Here is a 21026-nt window from a genome sequence, read left to right as displayed (position 1 = left end):
GTCTGAAGCAACTGCTCGACAGCTCGGCGTCACCGGCAGGAAGGAGTTCATTCACCTGATCCAGCACGCCCGTATTCTTGCACCTCATGTACCGCAGATAGCAGGTCTGCTGCGCAGGAACCGTTCCCGGCAATCTGTGTCACTTCTCTTTTCTCTGCAGTAGCCAGAGGATCGCATTGAGAATCTCCCGAGCACTGCGTCGGGGCCGGCCACGGCCAGCCGCAAACCGACTCGCAGCTAACCCACAGCCCCCGGCCTCCCTCCGAACCCACCCTCAAAACGCCGCGACATAAATCCCCAACGCATCGCTCTCGCTAACCGGGCGTGGATTGTTCACCAGTAACCGCGTCTGCAACATCGCATCGCTTGCCATCCGTTCGAGCCCGTCGCGTGCAATGCCGACATCGCGAAGCCGCCCCGGAATCGCGGTCGCGGCGATCATATGTTCGAGCCGTTCAATCAGCGCCTGAGTCTTGCTCGCGTCGCTGCCCGTCGCCTCCGGCACGATCACGTCCGCGAGCTCCGCGTACAGATGAGCCGCCGCCTCGGCGTTGAAGCGCAACACGTGCGGCAACACGAGCGCGTTCGAAAGGCCATGCGGCACGTGATAAATGCCACCGATCGGATACGCGAGCGCATGCACCGCCGCCACTGGCGCATTGGCGAACGCCTGCCCCGCGAAGGTCGCGCCGAGCAGCATCGCTTCGCGCGCATCGCGGTTCTGGCCGTTCTCGCAGGCGGGCAAGAGGTTGCGCGACAGCAGCTCGAGCGCCTTCACGGCGAGCATGTCGGAAACGGGATTCTTTAGATGCGCGGACGTGTATGCCTCGATCGCGTGAACCATCGCGTCGATGCCGGTTGCCGCGGTCGCGGCCACGGGCAGGCCGAGCGTGAGCTCCGCATCGAGAATCGCGAGATCGGCGATCAGTTGCGGCGCGACCACGCCCATCTTCTTCGCTTCACCCACCGTCACGATCGACACGGCCGTCACTTCCGAGCCGGTGCCCGCAGTGGTCGGCATCTGCACGAGCGGCAAGCGCGCGACGCTCACCTTGTTCACGCCATACATCTCGCCGAGCGCCTGTTCCTGCTGCGGCGCGAGCACGGCGATCAGCTTGGCGACATCCATCGACGATCCGCCGCCGAGCCCCAGCACGATTTCCGCGCCGGCCTGCCGCGCACGCGACGTCGCTTCGAGCACGATGTGCTCGGGCGGATCGGCGATCACGTCGTCGATCACGGTGGCGTTCCAGCCATGCGCGCCGAGATCGGCGAGCGCCGGATTCAGCAGGCCGCTCGTGTGCAGAAAACCATCGGTGACGACACACAAACGCGTGAGCGCCGGAAATTGCGCACGCAGCAGCGCACCGAGGCGACGCGCGGCGCCGAACTCGACGACCAGCATTGGCACCGTTTGAAATTTGAATGCGTTCATCATGCTGTGTCTCCGGATACCAGATGGCTCGACACTTCGCGCCGCTCGAGCAGCGGAATGACGATGCCGACGCCGATGCGCTGAAAGTGCTCGGTCTCGCGATGCACGGCGAGGCCATCGGCGTGGCTGTACTGCTCCATGATCACGAAGTGGTCGGGATCGAGCGGCGAGCGGAAGAATTCGTAGTACAGGTTGGCGGGCTCGGCGCGGGTTGCCGCGGCAAGCTCCGTGAGGGGCTTCACCAGCGCGTCGCCGTTGCCGGGTTTGGCAAAGTAATGCGCGATCACCTGCAGGTAAACATCGGCCATCGATCACTCCATCAAGACGGGTATGTCAACGTTTCCATGTTCGGAACCGGGATTTCATCAGTCGCTGTCATTCGCTGCCGTCGCTCGGGAACGCCGGCCTCTTTTGCGGAGGAAGCCTGGCGTGACGATCGCCGCGAAGGGCTGGCGCGGACCGGGTCGAGCATCGACACGGACATCAGTTGTACCAGATTAAGACCGCTTTGCCCGCAAGCCTTCATGCTGCATAACGCGGGCGGCGTGTGAGGCGCGATTCACTGAAGGACTGACGTCCTCACGTGATGACGCTTCGATCCGGAACGGCACGCCGGAGCATGGGCCGGTACCCCGCATCGGCGGTGAATCGTCTGCTCAACCTGTTCGGCGAATAAGGTTAATTCCGCACCGCGTTGGGAATGATTCGCGTTACGTTAAATTGCTGGCCGAGCCGATAGCTACCAGCACGCTACTGCTTCACCACTGCGCCACTCCACAACTCCGCCAGCTGTCAAGAACGCCGCTCACGTCCCGCCCGCGGCCTGGCTTTGCTACCGCGCGGACGCCTCCGCCTCCAACCCTTCGATCATTTCACGCGCAGCCGTTTGAAGCTCGGGCACGAACCGCCGCTTCGCTTCCGCGAGCGTGACGGCGCGCGAAAGAAACACCACGTTCAGACTCGCCAGCACGCGTTGCTCCGACATGATCGCGACGGCCACCGCGCCGATCTTGCTTTGTGCGGACCAGTCACCATGATTGGAGCCAAACCCGTCCGCGCGCACCCGCCGCACGAGACTGCGAATGAGCGCGTCGTTCGACGCCAGCGCCTTCTGCTCTTCGCCACCCGCGCCTGAGCGCAGCAAGTCGAGAATGTCCTCGCGCTCGCCATCGGGGCACATGGCGAAGTACGCGCGGCCAGCCGCGGTCAACAGAATGGGCAGACGACGGCCGACCATGACGATCGCCAACTATCTCGGCTTGCAGGGCGTGCGCGTCGTGCTGCTGGAAAAGCTCGAACAGATCATCGATTATCCGCGCGCCATCGGTCTGGACGACGAAGCGCTGCGCGTGTTCCAGTCGGTCGGTCTCAGCGACGCGCTGTTGCCCCACACCACGCCCCGATCACTGGATGCGTTTCGTCACGCGCACCGGCCATTGCTTTGCGGGCCGCCCCTCGGTCACGCAATAGTTAGAATTGCAAAGTAGCGCTCGCTACAGCGGTGCGATTCGGCGACGGCGATACATAATAGCCCCAGGCGGTGGTCCAGTAGCGGCGGTTGAACAGATTATTGATGCCCGCGCGGAACGTGACGTCCTTGCCGGCAATCTTCGCCTCGTACCTGCCGCTCAGATCGAACGTGGTGTAGGCCGGCACAAACTGGGTGTTGGCCGCGTCGACCGCCTGGTTGCCCACGTACTTGCCGCCGAACGCGAGCGTCAACGGACGCAGATACGCCGGGTTGTATTCGACCCGGCCCGTCACCGTCAAGCGCGGCGCGCCATAAATGCGCTTGCCCTCGATGGCCGGATCGTCGATGTCGACGGCCTTCGTGTCGAGCCACATCACGCCGCCCATCACGCGCCATTCGCTGGTCAGCGCGAGCCAGCCGCTCGCGTCGATGCCGGTGTAACGCTTGGTGCCGTCCTGCACGAAGATGTTCGCGGTGTTCGTGTAGCTGTAGCCCTGATCGACACGGAACAGCGCGAGGTTGGCGCCCCACTTGCTGTGCTCGGACTTGAAGCCCACTTCATACTGCTTGCTGCGCAGCGGGCCGAAAGTCGCCGGATAGTTGAGGTTGAGGTTCGACGCCGCGCCGCCCTGTTCCAGCGACTCGACGTAGCTCGCATACACCGTCGAATACGGATCGGTCTTGAACATCAGGGCGAAAGTCGGCGTGACCGGGTTCGCGCTGTACTGCGACGTGACCGCGCCGTTCGGATCGTATACGTTCTGGCGGTATTGCGTGTAACGGACACCGAGCAGCGCGGACAGTCGCGAGGTGAACTGCAGCGTGTCGCTCGCATACACGGCGGCCTGGGTGGTGCGCTGCTCACGATAGAGGTCCGAGCCGATGCTGACATCGTCGTTGGTCAGCAGCGTGGTGCTGTACAGATTGCCGTTGCCGAGGAAGTAGCCTTCGTTCCAGCCGACGCTATTGCTGTACTCGCTGGTTTGCGTCTGGTAGCCCGCGCCGAGCACCACGTCGTGCTTGATGAAGCCGGTGTTGAATTTGCCCTGCACCATCGCGTCGACGTTCTGGTAGAAGTAGCGCGTCATCGCCGCATAGAGCGTGTTGGAGTAGTTGCCCGCGTCGTCGGACACGTACAGGAGGCTGTCCGAGTTGGTGCGGTTCTCCTTGGCGAAGCGGTACTTCACGCTCGCGTGCCAGTTGTCGGAGAGGCGATAGTCGAGGCCCGTGCCGAACGAGGTCATCTCCGTCATGTAGTAATTCTGCGGCTGCGTGAGCGTGCCGCTGATTTTGCTCGCGTCGGGAATGCCGCCCGCGAACATCAGGCCAAAGAGAGTGCCTTCGGTTTTGCGTTTCTGGTAGAACGCATCGGCGCTCAGCACGAGGTCCGGCGTAATGCGGAAGTCGAACGCGAGTGACGCGACCTGGCGGCTTACGTGCCCGTTCTCCTCGGCGGTGTTGCCGTATTCGTTGGCGAGGTTCAGGCGGTAGCCGAAGCGGTTGTCGTTGCCGAAGCGTCCGCCCAGATCCACCGCTTGGGTGAACACGCTGGACGACTTGTAGCCGAGCGTGAAGCTGCGGTACGGGTCGTCGGTGGGGCGTTTCAGCACGTAGTTGACGATGCCGCCGGGCGAGCCGAAGCCGTACATGAAGCCGGACAGGCCCTTGAGCAGTTCGACCTGCTCGAACGGTTCGAGCGACAGGTCGGTGTCCCACGACGGGAAGGTCTGGCCGTCCATCTTGATGCTGTTCAGCGTGTCGATCGGCATGCCGCGCACATTGAACATCGAGTTTTCGCTAACTGAGTTTTCGCTGCTGACGGTCACGGCCGGGTCGTACTTGAACAGGTCGTTGGCGGTCGTCGCGAACAGATCCTGCGCTTCCTCGCTCGTCACGACCCGCGTCGAGAACGGCGTGTCCACCTGCTTGCGCGAACCCAGCGCGCCGGCGCTGACGGTATCGGCCTGCGCCACGGTCATATCTGTCGCTGCCGATACGCTCACGGCAGGAAGCGTGGCGGCCGCATCGCCAGCCGCGGACTGCGCCCACCCTGACGATGACAGCGTGGAAAGCGACACGCCCACGCTGACCAGAAGCCCCGCGCTCAACAGCGAAGGGGAGCGGCGCGGAGCGCGCGCAAACGCCGGACGGCCGGCCATAAAGGATTTCTGCATGTTTGTTTGAGTTAGGCAGGGTGACGCCGCCGCGCACCAGAGTTGGGCGCGGCGGGCGCGGGTTCGAGCGAGTGGTTATTAAACAGATGTTCCAAACCTTCAAAACGCATGAATAGTAATGCATCTAATTCGTATTTACAAACATAGCAAACGTCGAGTCATGTATAAGACATCTGTCTCAAGACAGCGTCCATTGGTCCGAAAGCCTTATCTGGCGGGGCTCGACCCTGTCGAGGGTGGTTTCCGGACCTGTTTGTTTAGCAGCGAATAGAGGAAAACGCGCATATACTCACGGTCGGGCCGTAAAAAGTAGTGCCGTGGGTTGCGCTGCGTTTTTGCTGCTTCGTCGCAACTTCGCTGGCTCAGCGCTACCAACGCTCTGTCTATCACTTCATCTAGCAAAGCATCGAACATGTCCACACCGCCGAAGATCATCTACACCCTGACCGACGAAGCGCCTGCTCTGGCGACTTACTCGCTGCTGCCGATCGTCAAGGCGTTCACGCGCTCGTCCGACGTGATCGTTGAAACGCGCGACATCTCGCTCGCCGGCCGGATCATTGCTGCATTTCCGGACTACCTGACCGCGGAACAGAAGGGTTCCGACGATCTGGCGGAACTGGGTGGACTCACCACGCGTCCGGAAGCGAACATCATCAAGCTGCCGAACATCAGCGCATCGGTGCCGCAACTGAAGGCCGCGATCACGGAATTGCGCGATCAGGGCTACAAGCTGCCGGCCTATCCGGACGTCGCCACGACCGACGCCGAAAAAGACGTCAAGGCTCGCTACGACAAGATCAAGGGCAGCGCGGTCAACCCGGTGCTGCGCGAAGGCAATTCGGATCGCCGCGCGCCGCTGTCGGTGAAGAACTACGCACGCAAGCACCCGCACAAGATGGGCGCGTGGAGCGCGGACTCGAAGTCGCATGTCGCGCACATGAGCGGCGGGGATTTCTACGGTAGCGAAAAGTCGGCGCTGATCGCGGCAGCCGGCGCCGTGAAGATCGAACTGACGGCCGCCGACGGCACGAAGACGGTCCTGAAGGAAAAGACGACCGTGCAGGCGGGCGAGATCATCGACGCGTCGGTGCTGAGCAAGAACGCGCTGCGCAGCTTCATCGAAGCGGAAATCGCCGACGCGAAGAACAAGGGCGTGCTGTTCTCGGTGCACCTGAAGGCGACGATGATGAAGGTCTCGGACCCGATCATCTTCGGTCACGTGGTGTCGGTGTTCTACAAGGACGTGCTGACCAAGCACGCCGACGCGCTGGCGAAAGTCGGCTTCAACCCGAACAACGGTATCGGCGACCTGTACGCGCGTCTGAAGGATCTGCCGGCTGAAACGGCCGCGGCGATCGAAGCCGACATCAAGGCGCAATACGCACAGCGTCCGCAACTGGCCATGGTCAATTCGGACAAGGGCATCACCAGCCTGCACGTACCGAGCGACGTGATCGTCGACGCATCGATGCCGGCGATGATTCGCGAGTCGGGCAAGATGTGGGGCGCGGACGGCGCGCTGCACGACGCCAAGGCCGTGATTCCGGACCGCTGCTACGCGGACGTGTATCAGGCGGTGATCGAAGACTGCAAGAAGCACGGCGCCTTCGATCCGGTCACGATGGGCACGGTGCCGAACGTCGGCCTGATGGCGCAAGCCGCCGAAGAATACGGCTCACACGACAAGACGTTCCAGATTCCGGCGAACGGCGTCGTCCGCGTGACCGACGCAGCCGGCACGGTGCTGATCGAGCAGCCGGTGGAAGCGGGTGACATCTGGCGCATGTGCCAGACCAAGGACGCGCCGGTGCAGGACTGGGTCAAGCTGGCGGTCAACCGCGCCCGCGCGACCGACACGCCGGCCGTGTTCTGGCTGGACGCGGGTCGTGCACACGACGCGCAGATCATCAAGAAGGTCGAGCAATACCTGAAGGATCACGACACCAGCGGTCTCGACATCCGCGTGATGACGCCGGTCGAAGCGACAAAGTTCTCGGTCGAGCGTATCCGTGCGGGCAAGGACACGATCTCGGTTACTGGCAACGTGCTGCGCGACTACCTGACCGATCTGTTCCCGATCATGGAACTGGGCACCAGCGCGAAGATGCTGTCGATCGTCCCGCTGATGGAAGGCGGCGGCCTGTTCGAAACCGGCGCGGGCGGTTCGGCGCCGAAGCACGTTCAGCAACTGGTCGAAGAAGGTTTCCTGCGTTGGGACTCGCTGGGTGAATTCCTGGCGTTGGCCGCGTCGCTCGAACACCTGAGCAATGCGTACCACAACCCGAAGGCGCAGGTTCTGGCCAAGACGCTGGATCAGGCTACCGGCAAGTTCCTCGACAACGACAAGTCGCCGGCGCGCAAGGTTGGTGGTATCGACAATCGCGGCAGCCACTTCTACCTCGCGATGTACTGGGCCGAAGCGCTGGCCGCGCAAACCGACGACGCCGCGCTGCAGGCGCAGTTCGCCGGTGTCGCGAAGGCGATGGCCGACAACGAAGCGAAGATCGTCGAAGAACTGGGTGCAGCGCAGGGCAAGCCGGTGAACATCGGCGGTTACTACCGTCCGAATGCCGAACTGACGAGCCAGGCTATGCGCCCGAGCGCGACGCTGAACAAGATCGTGGACTCGGTGGCCTGAAGCATCCACTGAGGTACCCGCGCAAGCAGCGAAGCAAGCTGTAAAGACGGCGATGGCGCTCACAAGCGCCATCGCCGTTTCCACATCCACGTGACCAGCGGTCATGCCCGCCCTCACACGTGAACGATTTCCCAATCGGCCAGTTTCTCCGGGATTTCAAGCGTCGACGTGTCGTCGCTTTCGGCCAGATGCGGGCAGGTCAGGCCGCGCGCGAGGTCGTCGGCAGCCTGTTGCGGGGTGGAAAATTCACCGAGCGTATCGTTGCCGTAGGTTGCCTCCCAGCCATCATGGCCCGGCAGAATATAGAACGCTCCCTGAGTCGAACTAAAGCGAAAGCCTTTCATTTTTTGTCTCCCAATTGCCAATTAAAAACCGCGGTGCCTGAGTGGCTTCGTGCGTCGATTTGACTACTGGGCAGACTGCGTCTTTTTCTGACCCATCCAAACTCGACTGCCTGAAGCCGCTGCTCTTGTAAAAGAGTCTACGTCAGCGAACCGCATCGCAAGGGAGGGTTAGACAGTTCGATCGATCAAAAAATATCGTTTAAAAATAATATGTTACGCGCTTCATTTTGCAATGTGCAACGTGGGGCGACATTGCGAAACGCCTGATTTGTGCCACGCACCACGATTTTTTACGAAGCAACGCATCGTCCCGCATCGTGAAATTTCGCCGGGGTTGGCGTCTTCCTGAAGTGTGGGGCGTGTTGGAAGGGGGGCGCGCCGCCCTCGCACCCGTCGCGCGGGCTCCGCTTTCACGAAGCACCGCAAGATCTTCATAACCACCCGAGCCACTTCCACCACGTCGCGGCGAACAGCAGAAGCAGCAGATATCCAAAGATCGTCAGCACGATGCCGACGCGCGCGAACTGGCGCGCGTTGAATGTGTCGGTGGCGAGGCACACCATGTTTTGCGGCGCGTTGATCGGCAGCACGAAGCCGAAGCTGACCACGTAGCCGAGCAGCATCGTCATGCCGAGCCGGCTGAAATCGCCTTGCATCGATTGCAGCACGGCGATCAGGATCGGCAGCATCGCGGAGGTCAACGCGGTCGCGCTAGCGAACCCCAGATGAATGACGATCAGGAATGCGGAGAGAATCGCAAACGCGGTGAACGCGTTCGCCTGATCGAGGCCGGTATGATGCGCGACGAGGTCGCCGAGCCACTGGCCTGCGGTGGTCGTTAGCAAGGCCGTGCCGAGACTAATGCCGACCCCGAACACAATCACCGTCCCCCACGGCGTGCTGCTTGCCTTTATCCTTCGCTTCAAGCGGTGGCATTGCTGATTCAAAGCCGGCGTCGTCGATGTAGCGGCGGCAGTCCGTGCGTTCCCGGTGATTGAATCACTGAATTCGTCTGGGGGTCAATCGAGTTCGATGCGCCGGCGCAGGCTTGGCTTTCCGTGAATCCGATGCGCATGATCGTGTTCATGGGGGCACGAGGATGAGCGCGATGCGTTCAGCTTCACGTCATTGGGATATCGGCCGGTCTTATCGCGTCGTCGGGAAGTACGCGGCGTAGCTTCCCGTTTTTGAGGCCGTCATGGAGGGTTGAGCGAGCGCCGCGCGACACGCGCCTGATCAATACGCGGCGCTCCAATTCGTCCATCGATTCGATACGGAAAGAACCTCACCCGCCCGCTTTACTCGACTCATGCGCACGCCGCAGCCGTTCGCGGCTATTGCTCAAATGCATGCGCATCGCCGCGCGCGCGTCGTCCGCGTCCTGCCGCTCGATCGCTCGATAAATCAATTGGTGTTCGCCGAGCACATTGCGCAGATGCTCGATATGGTCGAGTTCCGCGATCTCGGCGGAACCGAGCCGCGTGCGAGGGCTTACCGCGCGGCCGAGCTGGCTGAGCACGTCGAAGAAATAGCGATTGCCGCTGGCGCGCGCGATCTGCAGATGGAACTCGATGTCGTGCGCCAGCGTATCCGTGCTGCCTCGTTCGAGTTCGGACTCGAAGCGCTCCAGCGCCGCGCGAATCTGCTTGAGATTCTGCTCGGTGCGCCTGGCGGCGGCGAGCGCGGCCGAGGCAGCCTCGACGTCGATGCGAAATTCGATGATCGCCATCACGTCGAGCATGCTCGACAGATCGGCGGCGGGCAGTTGCATCGGCTTTTCGGCGGCGGGCGCGAGCACGAATGTGCCGATGCCGTGACGCGTCTTGACCACCTTGGCCGCCTGCAGGCGTGAGATCGCTTCGCGCACCACGGAGCGGCTCACGCAGAGCTGCTTCATCATCGCGACTTCGGTGGGAATGCGGTCTCCCGGCCTCAGGGCGCCGCGACGAATTTCATCGGAAAGGGTGGCCACCACCTTCTCAGTTAGGCTGCTCATTTTTGAGGGTTGTTGACTAATCGGCTGGAATGCGGACGCTCGCGCAAGCGAGTGACGGCGTCGGACGGTTCGGACCGAGCGGCCATCATCATGGAGCCGGCCGGGATCGGGAGCGACGCCGTGGCCGGACCTCCTGCAAAGTATCGCACAGGACTTTACTCGATTCTCGCGCGCGAGGCCGCCTCGGCGTTGGCTATTTTGCCGGCGACGCATGCCGGGTTGGCGCGCTTTCACGGAGTCGCTGCCCCAATGCTTTTCAGTTGGGCGGGTGAGTGTCGACTGCCGTTAAGCGGTTGCGTCATCTAGTCATCAGACGTCCTAGTTCAACTATGTCTTACCATTTTGCGACGGCCATATAGTGCAACGCCGCGCCTTCAACCCTAGTTCAAATAGGGAAACAGGGTAAACACCCAATTCGAATCGGCAGGCGACGAGGTAAACTGTCATCAGACAACATATCACGCGTGACGGGATAGTTTTCCCTGCTCGAATGCGCGTCGCGTCGCGCATTACGTTCGAGCAGGCCGCCAGCGCGTGGCCGATCCTGGAGACACCCTTGACATCAGCCCTCACCACCGCAGTCGACCCGCTGGATTCCGCGGTCTCAAAGGTCAAGCGACACGTGCTGCCGCTCTTTCTGATCATGTTCATCGCGAACTACATCGATCGCGTGAATATCGGCTTCGTCAATTCGCACATGCACACGGACCTGGGCATCGGCGCCGCGGCGTACGGGCTCGGTAGCGGGTTGTTCTTCATCGGCTATGCACTGTTCGAGGTGCCGTCGAACGTATTGATGCAGAAGTACGGCGCGCGCGCGTGGCTGACCCGCATCATGGGCACGTGGGGGCTGGTCGCGGGCGCCATGGCGTTCGTGTGGAACGACACCTCGTTCTACGTGCTGCGCTTCCTGCTCGGTGTGGCCGAAGCGGGCTTCTTTCCGGGCGTGGTGTATTACTTCACGCAATGGCTGCCGCAGAAAGAGCGCGGCAAGGCCGTGGCGGTTTTCCTGTCCGGCTCGGCGATCGCATCGGTGTTGTCCGGTCCGATCACGGGCAGCCTGCTGTCCATTCGCGGCTTCGGCCTGCAAGGCTGGCAGTGGATGTTCCTCATCGAAGGTGGCTTTTCGATCGTGCTGTGCGGCGTCAGCTGGATGTTGTTGAAGTCGCATATCCGCGACGCGACGTGGCTCACTGCGGAAGAGCAGAGCGTGCTCGAACGCTCGATCGCGGCGGAGCAGGCCGAACGCGAAGCGCAAGGCGGCGCGCATCTGCCAACGATGAAGCTGTTGAAGGACCCGCAGATTCTGCTGTTCTGCTTCCTGTACTTCGCGATCCAGCTGACCATTTACGCGGCCACCTTCTGGCTGCCGACGATCATCCGCAAGATGGGTGGCCTGTCCGACTTCCAGGTCGGCATGCTCAACGCGATTCCGTGGCTGATCGCGATGGTCGCGATGTACTGCTTCGCGGTGCTGTCGGCGAAATGGCGCTTCCAGCAGGCATGGCTCGCGGTGGCGCTCGTCATCGCGGCGTGCGGCCTGTTTGCGTCGACCTCGGGCAATCCGGTGTTTTCGTTCGTGGCGATCTGCTTTGCGGCGATCGGTTTCAAGGCGGCGGCTTCGCTGTTCTGGCCAATTCCGCAGGGCTATCTGGACGCCCGCGTGGCTGCCGGCGTGATCGCGCTGATCAACTCGGTGGGCAACCTCGGCGGCTTCTTCGCGCCGGCCACGTTTGGCTATCTGCAGCAGCACACCGGCTCGATCACGGGCGGCCTGTATGCGCTGGGTGTCGCCTCGCTGATCGCGGCGGCAGCCGGCTTTCTGACGCGCAATCGCCGCGGCGCTCACAGCGAGCTGCCGGAGGCGTTGCGCAGCAAAGTACACTGACGTTCACTATTTTCAATCACGAACTACGAGTCGCGGGCTTGTCACGCGGTTTTGATTTTTCATCCGGTATCGGTGTCGAACGCGACCTTGAGTCGCGATGATTTCCACCCGCCGGCTTTATTACTCAACAGATCCTATTTACATGTCCACGAATCTCTCTGAATCGAACGCCACGCCGATCGTCACCGAGCTGCGCGTCGTGCCGGTCGCCGGCCGCGACAGCATGTTGATGAATCTGAGCGGTGCACATGGTCCGTTCTTCACCCGCAACATCGTCATTCTGCGTGACAGCGCGGGGCATACCGGTGTCGGCGAAGTGCCGGGCGGCGAGAGCATCCGCAAGACGATCGACGACGCGCGTCCGTTCGTCGTCGGCCAGTCGATCGGCAATATGCAGTCGATCCTGAACAAGGCGCGCACGCAGTTCGCCGACCGTGACGCGGGCGGCCGCGGCTTGCAGACTTTCGATCTGCGCACCACGATTCACGCGGTGACCGCGCTCGAAGCGGCATTGCTCGATCTGCTCGGCCAGCACCTGAACGTGCCGGTTGCGGCCCTGCTCGGCGAAGGTCAGCAGCGCGACGAAGTGGAGATGCTCGGCTATCTGTTCTACATCGGCGATCGCAAGAAAACCGATCTGCCGTACGCGAGCGGCGCCGATGGCCGCGACGACTGGGACCGCGTGCGCACCGAAGAAGCGATGACGCCCGAAGCCGTCGTGCGTCTCGCCGAAGCCGCCCAGGCGCGCTATGGCTTCAACGACTTCAAGCTGAAGGGCGGCGTGCTGCCTGGCGACGCCGAAATCGAAGCGGTCACCGCGCTCGCCGAACGCTTCCCCCATGCACGCGTGACGCTCGACCCGAACGGTGCGTGGTCGCTTGCCGAAGCGATCCGTCTGTGCCGCGACCAGCATGACGTGCTCGCCTACGCGGAAGACCCGTGCGGCGCGGAAAACGGCTACTCGGGCCGCGAGGTGATGGCCGAATTCCGCCGCGCGACCGGCCTGCCGACGGCGACCAACATGATTGCCACCGACTGGCGCCAGATGGGTCACGCGATCCAGTTGCAATCGGTGGACATTCCGCTCGCCGATCCGCATTTCTGGACCATGCAGGGCTCGGTGCGCGTCGCGCAGATGTGCAACGACTGGGGCCTGACATGGGGCTCGCATTCGAACAATCACTTCGACATTTCTCTTGCGATGTTCACGCATGTGGCCGCCGCGGCGCCGGGCAAGATCACCGCGATCGACACGCACTGGATCTGGCAGGACGGTCAGCGTCTGACGCGCGATCCGTTGCAGATCGTCGGCGGCAAGGTGAAGGTGCCGCAAGCGCCGGGGCTGGGCGTCGAGCTGGACATGGACGAGATCGAGAAGGCCCATGCGCTGTATCAGCAGCATGGTCTCGGCGCGCGTGACGACGGCGTGGCGATGCAATACCTGATCCCGAACTGGAAGTTCGACAACAAGCGTCCGTGCCTCGTGCGTTGATGCTCGAATGAAGCTTGACTGTAGCGGGGCAGCGGCGCGGGAAACCGCGCGGCGCCCGGCGCTGTTCGATGCCACGTGCGTGCTTCGCTTCAACACGCACGTGGCAATACGCAATCGTTGCGCAGGTCAGGCAGTGATCTTCACGATGCCGTTGCGGCCCGCGTAGCGTTAGCCGGCCACGAGATCGCGCCGTCCACTGCCGCCTATCCGCAAACTACGACGCGTAGCAGATCGCTGGGTCGAGCGACTGCGCGCGATGCCTGCACCGTCCAGGAAAATCGACGCGTCGTTCACCACGCCAACCGGGACCGCCGCCGCAGGCGACCCCCTGGCGGCATCAGCTGCGCCGAAACACCACGTGCGAAATCCGCTGCACCAGCAATGCCGCCGCCAGCGACGCCACCGCCGTCAACCACACGCCGATATGAATCGACTGCACCAGCGCATCGCGCGCCGTATCGAGCAGCGCGAGCGTATCGAGCCCTGACGTTTTCATATCCGCGATCAGCTTCGTTCTCGACGTTTCGTCGATGAGAATGCGCAGGTCGACGAAGCGCGGCCGCCATTGCGACGCGGCCGGTTCGCCGAGCACGCTGATCGTGCGCGTGACGACGTTGCGGTAGTGATGCGAGACGACGGTCGCGACGATGCTCGTGCCGAGCATGCCGCCCACCATCCGTGTGGACTGCAGCAGCGCGGTCGTGATGCCGAAGCGCTCCCGCCCGGCAATTTCCTGGGCGAACACGTTCAGATTGTTGAGGATGAACCCGAGGCCGATGCCGACTGCCGCCATCGGCACGACGATGCGCAGATGCGGCGTATCGGGATTCGCGAACGCCAATGCGATCGACGCGAACATCAGCAGGGCGAAGCCGATCGTCAGAATCCGCGTGGGCTTCTTCATGTGAATCACGATGCGCGTGTTCAGCAGACTGCCGAGCGCGATGCAGGCGGCGATCGGTGTCGCGAGCAGGCCGGCCTGTTGCGGCGACAGGCCAAAGCCGCCTTGCAGCAACAGCGGCGCGAAGAAGATCAGCGAGAACATCACGAAGCCGGACAGCATGCCGAGCGTGAACAGCGTCACGAGCTGCGCGTCCTTGAACAGGTCGAGCGGAATGATCGGATGCGTGGCGCGTTTTTCGCAGATGAACAACGCAATCGCGCCGGCGATCACGCACACCGCCAATACGACGTTGCCGGTGGTCAGCCCGCTTTTCGGCACCGCTTCGATGAAAGTCTGCAAGCCGGCGAGCACCGCCGCGACCAGCGCCGCGCCGAGCCAGTCGATCTTGACCTCGCCCTCTTGCGGACGGCGGAAACTCGGCAGATGCGCCCAGATGAAATACAGCGCGGCGGCGCCGACCGGCAGGTTGACGAGGAAGGTCGAGCGCCAGCCCCAGTGCTCGCTCATCCAGCCGCCGAGCGACGGGCCCGCAGCCGTGCCGATGCCATACGCGGCGGCCAGCACCACTTGCCAGCGCACGCGGGTGCGGGCATCGGGAAACAGATCCGGTATCGACGCGAACGCCGTGCCGACCATCATCCCGCCGCCGACGCCTTGCAGGCCGCGCGCGATGGCGAGAAACAGCATGTCGTTGGCGAGGCCGCACAGCACCGACGCCACCGTGAACGTGATCACCGCGGCGATCACGAAACGCTTGCGGCCGAAGTAGTCGCCGAGCCGGCCGAACACCGGCACCGTCACCACCGACGCCAGCAGATAAGCGCTGGCGATCCACGCGAAATATTCGAAGCCGTGCAATTCGGCGACGATAGACGGCAGCGCGGTGCTGACGACCGTCTGGTCGAGTGCGACCAGCATGTTGACGAGACCGATGCCGAGCATCGCAAAGAGGGCGTTTCGGAAGGGCAGAGCAGTGGCAGTCGGATTCACGGAGCTGGCAAAGGGCTGTTCAGGGTGGGCGTCGCGCGGTGGAGCGCGGGCCAGGGTCTTGACGGCTACATCCTCTAGTTGTCTGACCTCTTGAGGGGATTATACGGGTTTTCCCTGGACGAAATGATGTCCTGCGATTTGGCAGACAAAAAAATGCCGCGCCACGCGGCGCGGCATGTTAGGGGAGGGACGTACGATCTCTCCTGCCCTGCGGGTACATCAAACGTCAGCCGAAATGCGGGCTCTTGCCGAGCGCCATCGCCATGGCCTGCAGTGCAACCAGATAGCCGTTCGCGCCGAGTCCGCAGATCACGCCGGTCGCCGCGCGCGAGATCAACGAATGGCGGTAGGTCTCGTCGCGCTTGTGAATGTTGGTGATGTGCAGCTCGATCAACGGACGCTCGATCAGCTTGACGGCGTCGAACACCGGCACCGACGCGAACGAAAAGCCCGCCGGGTTGATGATCACCGCGGCGTCGCGTTCGAATGCTTCCTGCAGCCAGTCGACCATGGCCGCCTCGCTGTTGGTCTGGCGGAATTCGCAGGTGAGTTCGAGCTTCGTCGCTAGCGCTTGCACCTGTTGTTCGATTTGCGCGAGCGTGGTCGTGCCGTACAGATGCGGCTCGCGCTTACCGAGCATGTTGAGATTCGAGCCATTCAATACATAAACGAGTTCAGTCATTATTCAGTCGCCTGTTTGCAAAATTCAGTCTGTCGCCGGCATGCCGTAGTGCTGACGTCGGTGCTTACGTCAGGGCTCACGTGCGGTGGCCGTTACCCACGCCGGCCGTCGCGAAGTCCGCTTCGCCGGTCACGACCGCGGCCGAGTCCGCACGATTCATGTCGATGCCGCGCGTCTCGCGTGCCGTCAGAATCATCACGAGCGAGATCACGTTGAAGACCACGCACACCGCGACGACGCCCCACGGCGAGCCGTTGCATACGGCGAACAGCCATACGGCCAGCACCGGCATCGGGCCGCCCGCGACCAGGTTCGCGCCCGTATAGGCGAGCGCCGAGCCGGAGTAGCGCACGTTGGTCGGAAACGCTTCCGCGAAAGCCACCGGTTGAATGCCGCTTTGAAACTGCGTAAAGCCGAGGAAGAAGCCCATCGCGGCCAGCATCGGCAGGAAGCTTTTGGTATCGAGAATCTGGAAGTAGAAGAACAGCATCAGCAGAGTCGCGCTCGAGCCGATCGCGAGCGCCTTCTTGCGGCCGATGCGGTCGCTCAACATGCCGCCCGCAAGCGCGCCGACGATCGCGCAGACATTGGCGCCCATCAGCAGCAGGAAACCGGTTTGCTTCGGAATGGCAAGCGTCTTCGTGATGTAGCTGAGCGAGAACACCACGATCAGATAGAAGATCGCCGCAGGCCCGCAGAAGAACAGCATCCAGCGCAGCACGGTGCGCCAGTGCAAACGCAGCGCATCGCGCAGCGGGCTGCCTACGTGCACGACTTCCGTTTTACGCAGCGCCTCGAACGCGGGCGTTTCGCTGACGCGCAAGCGGATGTAGACGCCCACGATCACGAGAATAAAGCTGAGCACGAAGGGGATGCGCCAGCCGTACGAATCGAATGCCTGCGCCGACATCACGGACGACAGCAGAAGCAGCACACCGTTGGCCATGATCTGGCTGAGCGGCGAGCACAGCCCGAGCAGGCCCGAGTACTTGCCGCGCTTATCGGCGCTGGCGTGTTCGATCGCCATCAATTGCGCGCCGGTCGATTCGCCGCCTAGCGCGAAGCCCTGCAGAATGCGCAGCAGCACGAGCATGACCGGCGCCCATACGCCGATGCTCGCGTAGGTCGGCAGCAGACCCATCGCCATCGACGCGAGGCCCATCACCGTCACGGTGCCCAGCATCAGATTGCGGCGCCCAAGCTTGTCGCCCAGATGCCCGCAGATGATCGCGCCGAGCGGGCGCGCGGCGAGCCCTACGCCGAAGGTCGCCAGCGAGGCGAGCAGCGCGGAGGTCGGGTCCATCGAGGGGAAAAACAGCCGCGGCAAAATCGTCGCGGCGAGCGCGCCGTACAGCGTGAAATCGAACCATTCGAGCGCCGTGCCGATGGCGGCGGCGGTGACCGCTCGCGTGCGCATCGCGGCCTGCGCGCCGGGTTGTGCATCCTGTCATGTTGTCTCCTTTGTCCGTCTGTCTCGTGCGAGATGCCCGGGAGGCCGGCGTCCTGACGCCATGCCATGCCCTTGCTTTCGCCCTCTTGTCTGATCGATTGACTCGGCGATTGCGCTGTCGGAATCCGATATCGCAGCCTTGAAAACAGCTTAGCATCCGGAGGTGGGATGCCATTCCGGGGTGGAATTTGATCTCACGATGTGCAAAACTGCGGCTGCTACCGCGTTTGCGGTATAGGCAAACCGGCTTTTTTGCGGGAGACAGATATGCCCGGCGTGACGGAACGCACCCTCGCGGTACTCGAATTTCTCGCCACGCAGATGGAGGGCACGCCGCTCGCCATGATCGCCGACCAGCTCGATATTCCGCGCAGCGCGTGTCATCGGCTGCTGGTCGATCTGAAGCAATGCGGCTATGTGCGGCAGTTGCGCGAACACGGCGACTACGTGCTCACCACCAAGCTCGTCGGCCTGGGCCTCGGCTTTCTCGCGACGTCGGGCATCGTCGATATCGCGCAGACGATACTCGACCGGCTCGCCGAGAAGTCCGGCGAACTGGTGCGGCTCGCCATCGTGGACGGCGACAGACTGACATGGGTCGCGAAGTCGCAAGGCGCGTTGAAAGGGCTGCGCTACGACCCGGACATGGGCATGGACACGATCCTGTCGTGTAGCGCGACGGGCCACGCGTGGATGATGACGATGACCGACGAACGCGCGCTCGAACTCGTCTCAAGGCAAGGTTTCGGACAGCCGAAACAATACGGGCCGAACGCGCCGACCACGATCAACGGCTTGTTGAAGTTCGTGCATGCCGCGCGTGAGCGAGGCTACGCGACCATCAACGAGGTGTTCGCCCCCGGCATGACGGCGATGGCCGCGCCCTTGCAGCGGCGCGGCTATGCCGCGATGGGGGTGATCAGTATCGCCGGTCCGCTCGTGCGGCTCGACGAAAAACGCATGGAAACGCTCGGCCCCACGCTGCTCGCGGCGGCCGCGGAACTCGCCGCCGCGAGTCACGCGTCGCCGTTGTTTAACCGAGGGCGTTAGCCGCCTGCGGCAGAGAAGATTGAAGTCCGAGGCGTCTGTCCGCAGACCCCCTCATTGCGGAATGACCCGCTCCGCTTTCAGCCGGTCGAATAGCGCAAAGAACGCATCGGGTGTGCTTTGATAATCGAGGAAGCCCGCCTGGCGGCTCTTCGTCATGTCCGTCAGCACTTCCATCGGACGGCCGAGATCCGCGTCGGTGTGCCACCACGAGGCAAGCCTGCCGATGTCCGCTTCCTTCAGATCGAAGCGCGCCGCGATCCCGGCCCATGTTTGCCCGGCGTCCTGCATACGCCCTTCCAGAGGATGCAGTTCGCCATCGAACGGCGCGGCTTCGATGCCGAAGTACCCGGCAATGCGCGACCACATCCACTTCCAGCGGAACACGTCGCCGTTCACCACGTTGAAGTCCTCGTTGCGCGCAGTCGCGGACGTGGCGGCCCATTCGAGGTGGCGCGCGAGCAGGCGGGCGTCGGTCATGTCGGTGAGGCTGTTCCACTGCGCGGCCGAGCCAGGGAAGACAAACGGCTGGCCGGTCTCTTTACAGAGCGTTGCATAGACCGCGAGCGTCACACCCATGTTCATCGCGTTGCCGAGCGCATAGCCGATGATCGTATGCGGACGATGCACGCTCCAACCGAACCCATAGCGCTGCGCCGCTTCGAACAGACGGTCTTCCTGTTCATAGTAGAAGTTGTCGACGGGCTGGCGGCCTTGCTCCTCGCGAAACGGCGTGATCGGCACCGCGCCGGTCGCATACGCTTCGAAGGGGCCGAGATAGTGCTTCAGACCCGTCACGAGCGCGGCATGCGTGAGCGCGCCCGTCGGACCCACGGCGTCCATCACGTGACGAACCATCGCGCCGTTCACGCGAATGTTCTCCTTTTCCGTGGCCTGACGCGACCACGCGCTGAAGAAGACGTGACTGAACGACTTGCCGCTTAACGCGCGGCTGACGGAGTCGGCCGAACCCAGGTCGGCGGTGATCGATTCGATCGCCGGCGAGACCGGCGTGCGACCGCGCGAGAGTCCCGCTACCTGCCAGCCGCTCGAGAGCAGCTGGTTCGCGAGATTGCTGCCGACAATGCCGCTTGCGCCAACGATGAGTGCTCGTTTTTCCATGAGAGTGAAGTCGTAAAAAGAAGGACTGGGGGACTCGGCGTGGTTCTGCGACCAGGGTCGAGCCGACGGCGAGTCTGTCTCCGGGTTATGTCGAGCGGTTCAGCACGAAATCGAATTCGAGCGTGCTGAACGGCGTGGTCATGCGCGTGCCGTCCGGCGCCATGCCGGCTTCGTGACGCCGCCATGGCGCGACGAGCGACGAACGCACGCCGAATACCGCGTCGGAGTCGAGGTACTTGTCGCCGTCGCGGAACACGTGCGTGACGAGGCGCTCGTAGCCCGGCGCGGTAATCATGAAATGCAGATGCGCGGGCCGCCACGGATGCCGGCCCAGCGCTTCGAGCATGCGGCCGACCGGGCCGTCGTGCGGAATCGGATAAGGCTCGGCGACGATCGAGCGGAAGTGATAGCGGCCGTCGTCGAGACTGTGCAGCACGCCGCGTGCGCGATGCGCCGGGTCGTCGGCATGTTGCACGTCGTAGAAGCCGTCCGCGTCGGCTTGCCAGACTTCGATGCGCGCGTTTGCCACCGCTTCGCCCGCCGGACCCTTGATGCGCCCCGACACGAAGCAAGGCTCGCCGCGCGCGCCATTCGATACGTCGTCGCCGTTCTGGTAGGCGGGCGCGCCTTCGACGAAGAACGGGCCGAATACCGTCGCTTCCGTGCAGCCCGGCGGTTTGCGGTTGGCCATCGCGGTGACGAGCATCGACAGGCCCAGCGTGTCCGATAACAGGATGAACTCCTGACGCCGGGCGTCGGTGATGTGGCCGACCTCGGTGAGGAAACGAATACCCTGTTCCCATTCGTTTTCGCTCAGGTCGACCTCGCGGGCGAACGCATGCAGATGTCGCACGAGGCTCGTGACGATGGTTTTCAGTCGTTCGTTATCGGCATGGGCGTGGCGCGCCAGTACCGCGTCGGTGATCGTGTTCTCGTCGAGATTGCGCATGACCGTCGTGACTCCTGCTGTCGATCTCGCGATTATCGGCCTGTTCGACGACGGGCGTTCGAAGGCGGCGCCGCGCTTGACCCCGGGCGGCGCCAACGCTGTGGCGCAGACGCTCGGGCCGACTGCCGATCTCTCCCTACAAAGACAGTTGATCCTTCTCGTAATCTGATTGCGCCGGGGATTCAAGCGGATAACCGGTTCAGACGCGGCTCATGAATCTTCCCGCGGCAGCGGTGATATTAATTTGGCGTTTGGATGCGGGATTTTTGACTCGGCGCCGTATGGTTTTATTTTTGTAAGGATTCGGCAATAAAAAAGGCCGACACGATGTGTCGGCCTAAAGATTCTGGCGTCCGAGGATTGCTTGCCAGAACCTGAGAGACGGCGAGCAGGCTAATCTTGCAATTGGCCTTCAGTATGCGGGACTGCGTGCCTGATACC

Annotated in this window: 16 protein-coding genes and 2 pseudogenes; 6 read left to right on the top strand and 12 right to left on the bottom strand. The window is 62.9% G+C overall.

Translation table 11 applies throughout. From position 1 onward, the window contains the following. Nucleotides 1–274: 274 nt before the first annotated feature. The 3 genes and pseudogenes from B0G69_RS30630 to B0G69_RS30620 form a co-directional block, all read right to left on the bottom strand. The gene (locus B0G69_RS30630; protein WP_121323979.1) at nt 275–1435 is read right to left on the bottom strand and encodes an iron-containing alcohol dehydrogenase; all 1161 of its coding nucleotides are present in this window, start codon (nt 1433–1435) and stop codon (nt 275–277) included. Continuing rightward, nucleotides 1435–1743 carry a putative quinol monooxygenase gene (locus B0G69_RS30625; protein WP_121323620.1) on the bottom strand — a complete coding sequence of 103 codons (309 nt, stop codon included), beginning with the start codon at nt 1741–1743 and terminating at the stop codon, nt 1435–1437. The genes B0G69_RS30630 and B0G69_RS30625 overlap by 1 nt, the downstream gene beginning before the upstream one ends. 524 nt (nt 1744–2267) lie before the next feature. Further along, nucleotides 2268–2672: pseudogene (locus tag B0G69_RS30620) on the bottom strand (IclR family transcriptional regulator C-terminal domain-containing protein); the annotation flags it as partial. 4 nt (nt 2673–2676) lie between these two features. Between B0G69_RS30620 and B0G69_RS30615 the strand changes: the two are divergent. Next, nucleotides 2677–2854: pseudogene (locus tag B0G69_RS30615) on the top strand (FAD-dependent monooxygenase); the annotation flags it as partial. A 51-nt stretch (nt 2855–2905) separates the two neighbouring features. On the opposite strand, the gene B0G69_RS30610 reads toward B0G69_RS30615, so the two are convergent. After that, the gene (locus tag B0G69_RS30610) at nt 2906–5080 is read right to left on the bottom strand and encodes a TonB-dependent siderophore receptor (RefSeq protein WP_121323619.1); all 2175 of its coding nucleotides are present in this window, start codon (nt 5078–5080) and stop codon (nt 2906–2908) included. 412 nt (nt 5081–5492) lie between these two features. Between B0G69_RS30610 and B0G69_RS30605 the strand changes: the two genes are divergently transcribed. Further along, on the top strand, nt 5493–7721 hold the full coding sequence (locus B0G69_RS30605; protein WP_121323618.1) for an NADP-dependent isocitrate dehydrogenase: 2229 nt from the start codon (nt 5493–5495) through the stop codon (nt 7719–7721). 113 nt (nt 7722–7834) lie between these two features. Here B0G69_RS30605 and B0G69_RS30600 read toward each other — a convergent pair whose 3' ends face one another. The 3 genes from B0G69_RS30600 to B0G69_RS30590 form a co-directional block, all read right to left on the bottom strand. Next, nucleotides 7835–8065, bottom strand: coding sequence for a hypothetical protein (locus tag B0G69_RS30600; RefSeq protein ID WP_121323617.1), 231 nt, complete (start codon nt 8063–8065; stop codon nt 7835–7837). A 431-nt stretch (nt 8066–8496) separates the two neighbouring features. Continuing rightward, a complete protein-coding gene (locus B0G69_RS30595) occupies nt 8497–9060 on the bottom strand; it encodes an anion permease (RefSeq protein ID WP_277873591.1) in 564 nt (187 codons plus the stop codon). A gap of 290 nt (nt 9061–9350) precedes the next feature. Beyond that, the gene (locus tag B0G69_RS30590) at nt 9351–10061 is read right to left on the bottom strand and encodes a FadR/GntR family transcriptional regulator (RefSeq protein ID WP_121323616.1); all 711 of its coding nucleotides are present in this window, start codon (nt 10059–10061) and stop codon (nt 9351–9353) included. 556 nt (nt 10062–10617) lie between these two features. Between B0G69_RS30590 and B0G69_RS30585 the strand changes: the two genes are divergently transcribed. Next, a complete protein-coding gene (locus B0G69_RS30585; RefSeq protein ID WP_121323978.1) occupies nt 10618–11949 on the top strand; it encodes an MFS transporter in 1332 nt (443 codons plus the stop codon). 142 nt (nt 11950–12091) lie between these two features. Continuing rightward, nucleotides 12092–13441 (top strand): glucarate dehydratase, encoded by a 1350-nt coding sequence (gene gudD, locus B0G69_RS30580; protein ID WP_121323615.1) that lies wholly within the window; start codon nt 12092–12094, stop codon nt 13439–13441. A gap of 337 nt (nt 13442–13778) precedes the next feature. On the opposite strand, the gene B0G69_RS30575 is transcribed toward gudD, so the two are convergent. The 3 genes from B0G69_RS30575 to B0G69_RS30565 all read right to left on the bottom strand — a co-directional run bounded on the left by B0G69_RS30575 (nt 13779) and on the right by B0G69_RS30565 (nt 17434). Then, a complete protein-coding gene (locus tag B0G69_RS30575) occupies nt 13779–15287 on the bottom strand; it encodes an MFS transporter (RefSeq protein WP_121323614.1) in 1509 nt (502 codons plus the stop codon). 274 nt (nt 15288–15561) lie between these two features. Then, entirely contained in the window at nt 15562–16017 is a 456-nt protein-coding gene (locus B0G69_RS30570; RefSeq protein WP_121323613.1) for a type II 3-dehydroquinate dehydratase, read from the bottom strand. A gap of 76 nt (nt 16018–16093) precedes the next feature. After that, the gene (locus B0G69_RS30565) at nt 16094–17434 is read right to left on the bottom strand and encodes an MFS transporter (RefSeq protein ID WP_121323612.1); all 1341 of its coding nucleotides are present in this window, start codon (nt 17432–17434) and stop codon (nt 16094–16096) included. Nucleotides 17435–17734: 300 nt separating this feature from the next. Here B0G69_RS30565 and B0G69_RS30560 point away from each other — a divergent pair, with 300 nt between their 5' ends. Next, nucleotides 17735–18517, top strand: a complete 783-nt coding sequence (locus B0G69_RS30560) for an IclR family transcriptional regulator (RefSeq protein WP_121323611.1) — start codon at nt 17735–17737, stop codon at nt 18515–18517. A gap of 51 nt (nt 18518–18568) precedes the next feature. On the opposite strand, the gene B0G69_RS30555 is transcribed toward B0G69_RS30560, so the two are convergent. Both B0G69_RS30555 and B0G69_RS30550 read right to left on the bottom strand, forming a co-directional pair. Further along, nucleotides 18569–19636, bottom strand: coding sequence for an SDR family oxidoreductase (locus B0G69_RS30555; RefSeq protein ID WP_121323610.1), 1068 nt, complete (start codon nt 19634–19636; stop codon nt 18569–18571). 85 nt (nt 19637–19721) lie between these two features. After that, nucleotides 19722–20585, bottom strand: a complete 864-nt coding sequence (locus B0G69_RS30550; RefSeq protein WP_121323609.1) for an intradiol ring-cleavage dioxygenase — start codon at nt 20583–20585, stop codon at nt 19722–19724. On the opposite strand from B0G69_RS30550, the gene B0G69_RS41150 reads away from it, so the two are divergent. Next, the gene (locus tag B0G69_RS41150) at nt 20584–20754 is read left to right on the top strand and encodes a hypothetical protein (protein WP_158608999.1); all 171 of its coding nucleotides are present in this window, start codon (nt 20584–20586) and stop codon (nt 20752–20754) included. The genes B0G69_RS30550 and B0G69_RS41150 overlap by 2 nt on opposite strands. Nucleotides 20755–21026 lie beyond the last annotated feature (272 nt).

This window comes from Paraburkholderia sp. RAU2J, from assembly GCF_003634845.1.
Taxonomy (GTDB): Bacteria; Pseudomonadota; Gammaproteobacteria; order Burkholderiales; family Burkholderiaceae; genus Paraburkholderia; species Paraburkholderia fynbosensis.
This window is presented reverse-complemented; position numbering and strand designations above follow the sequence as displayed.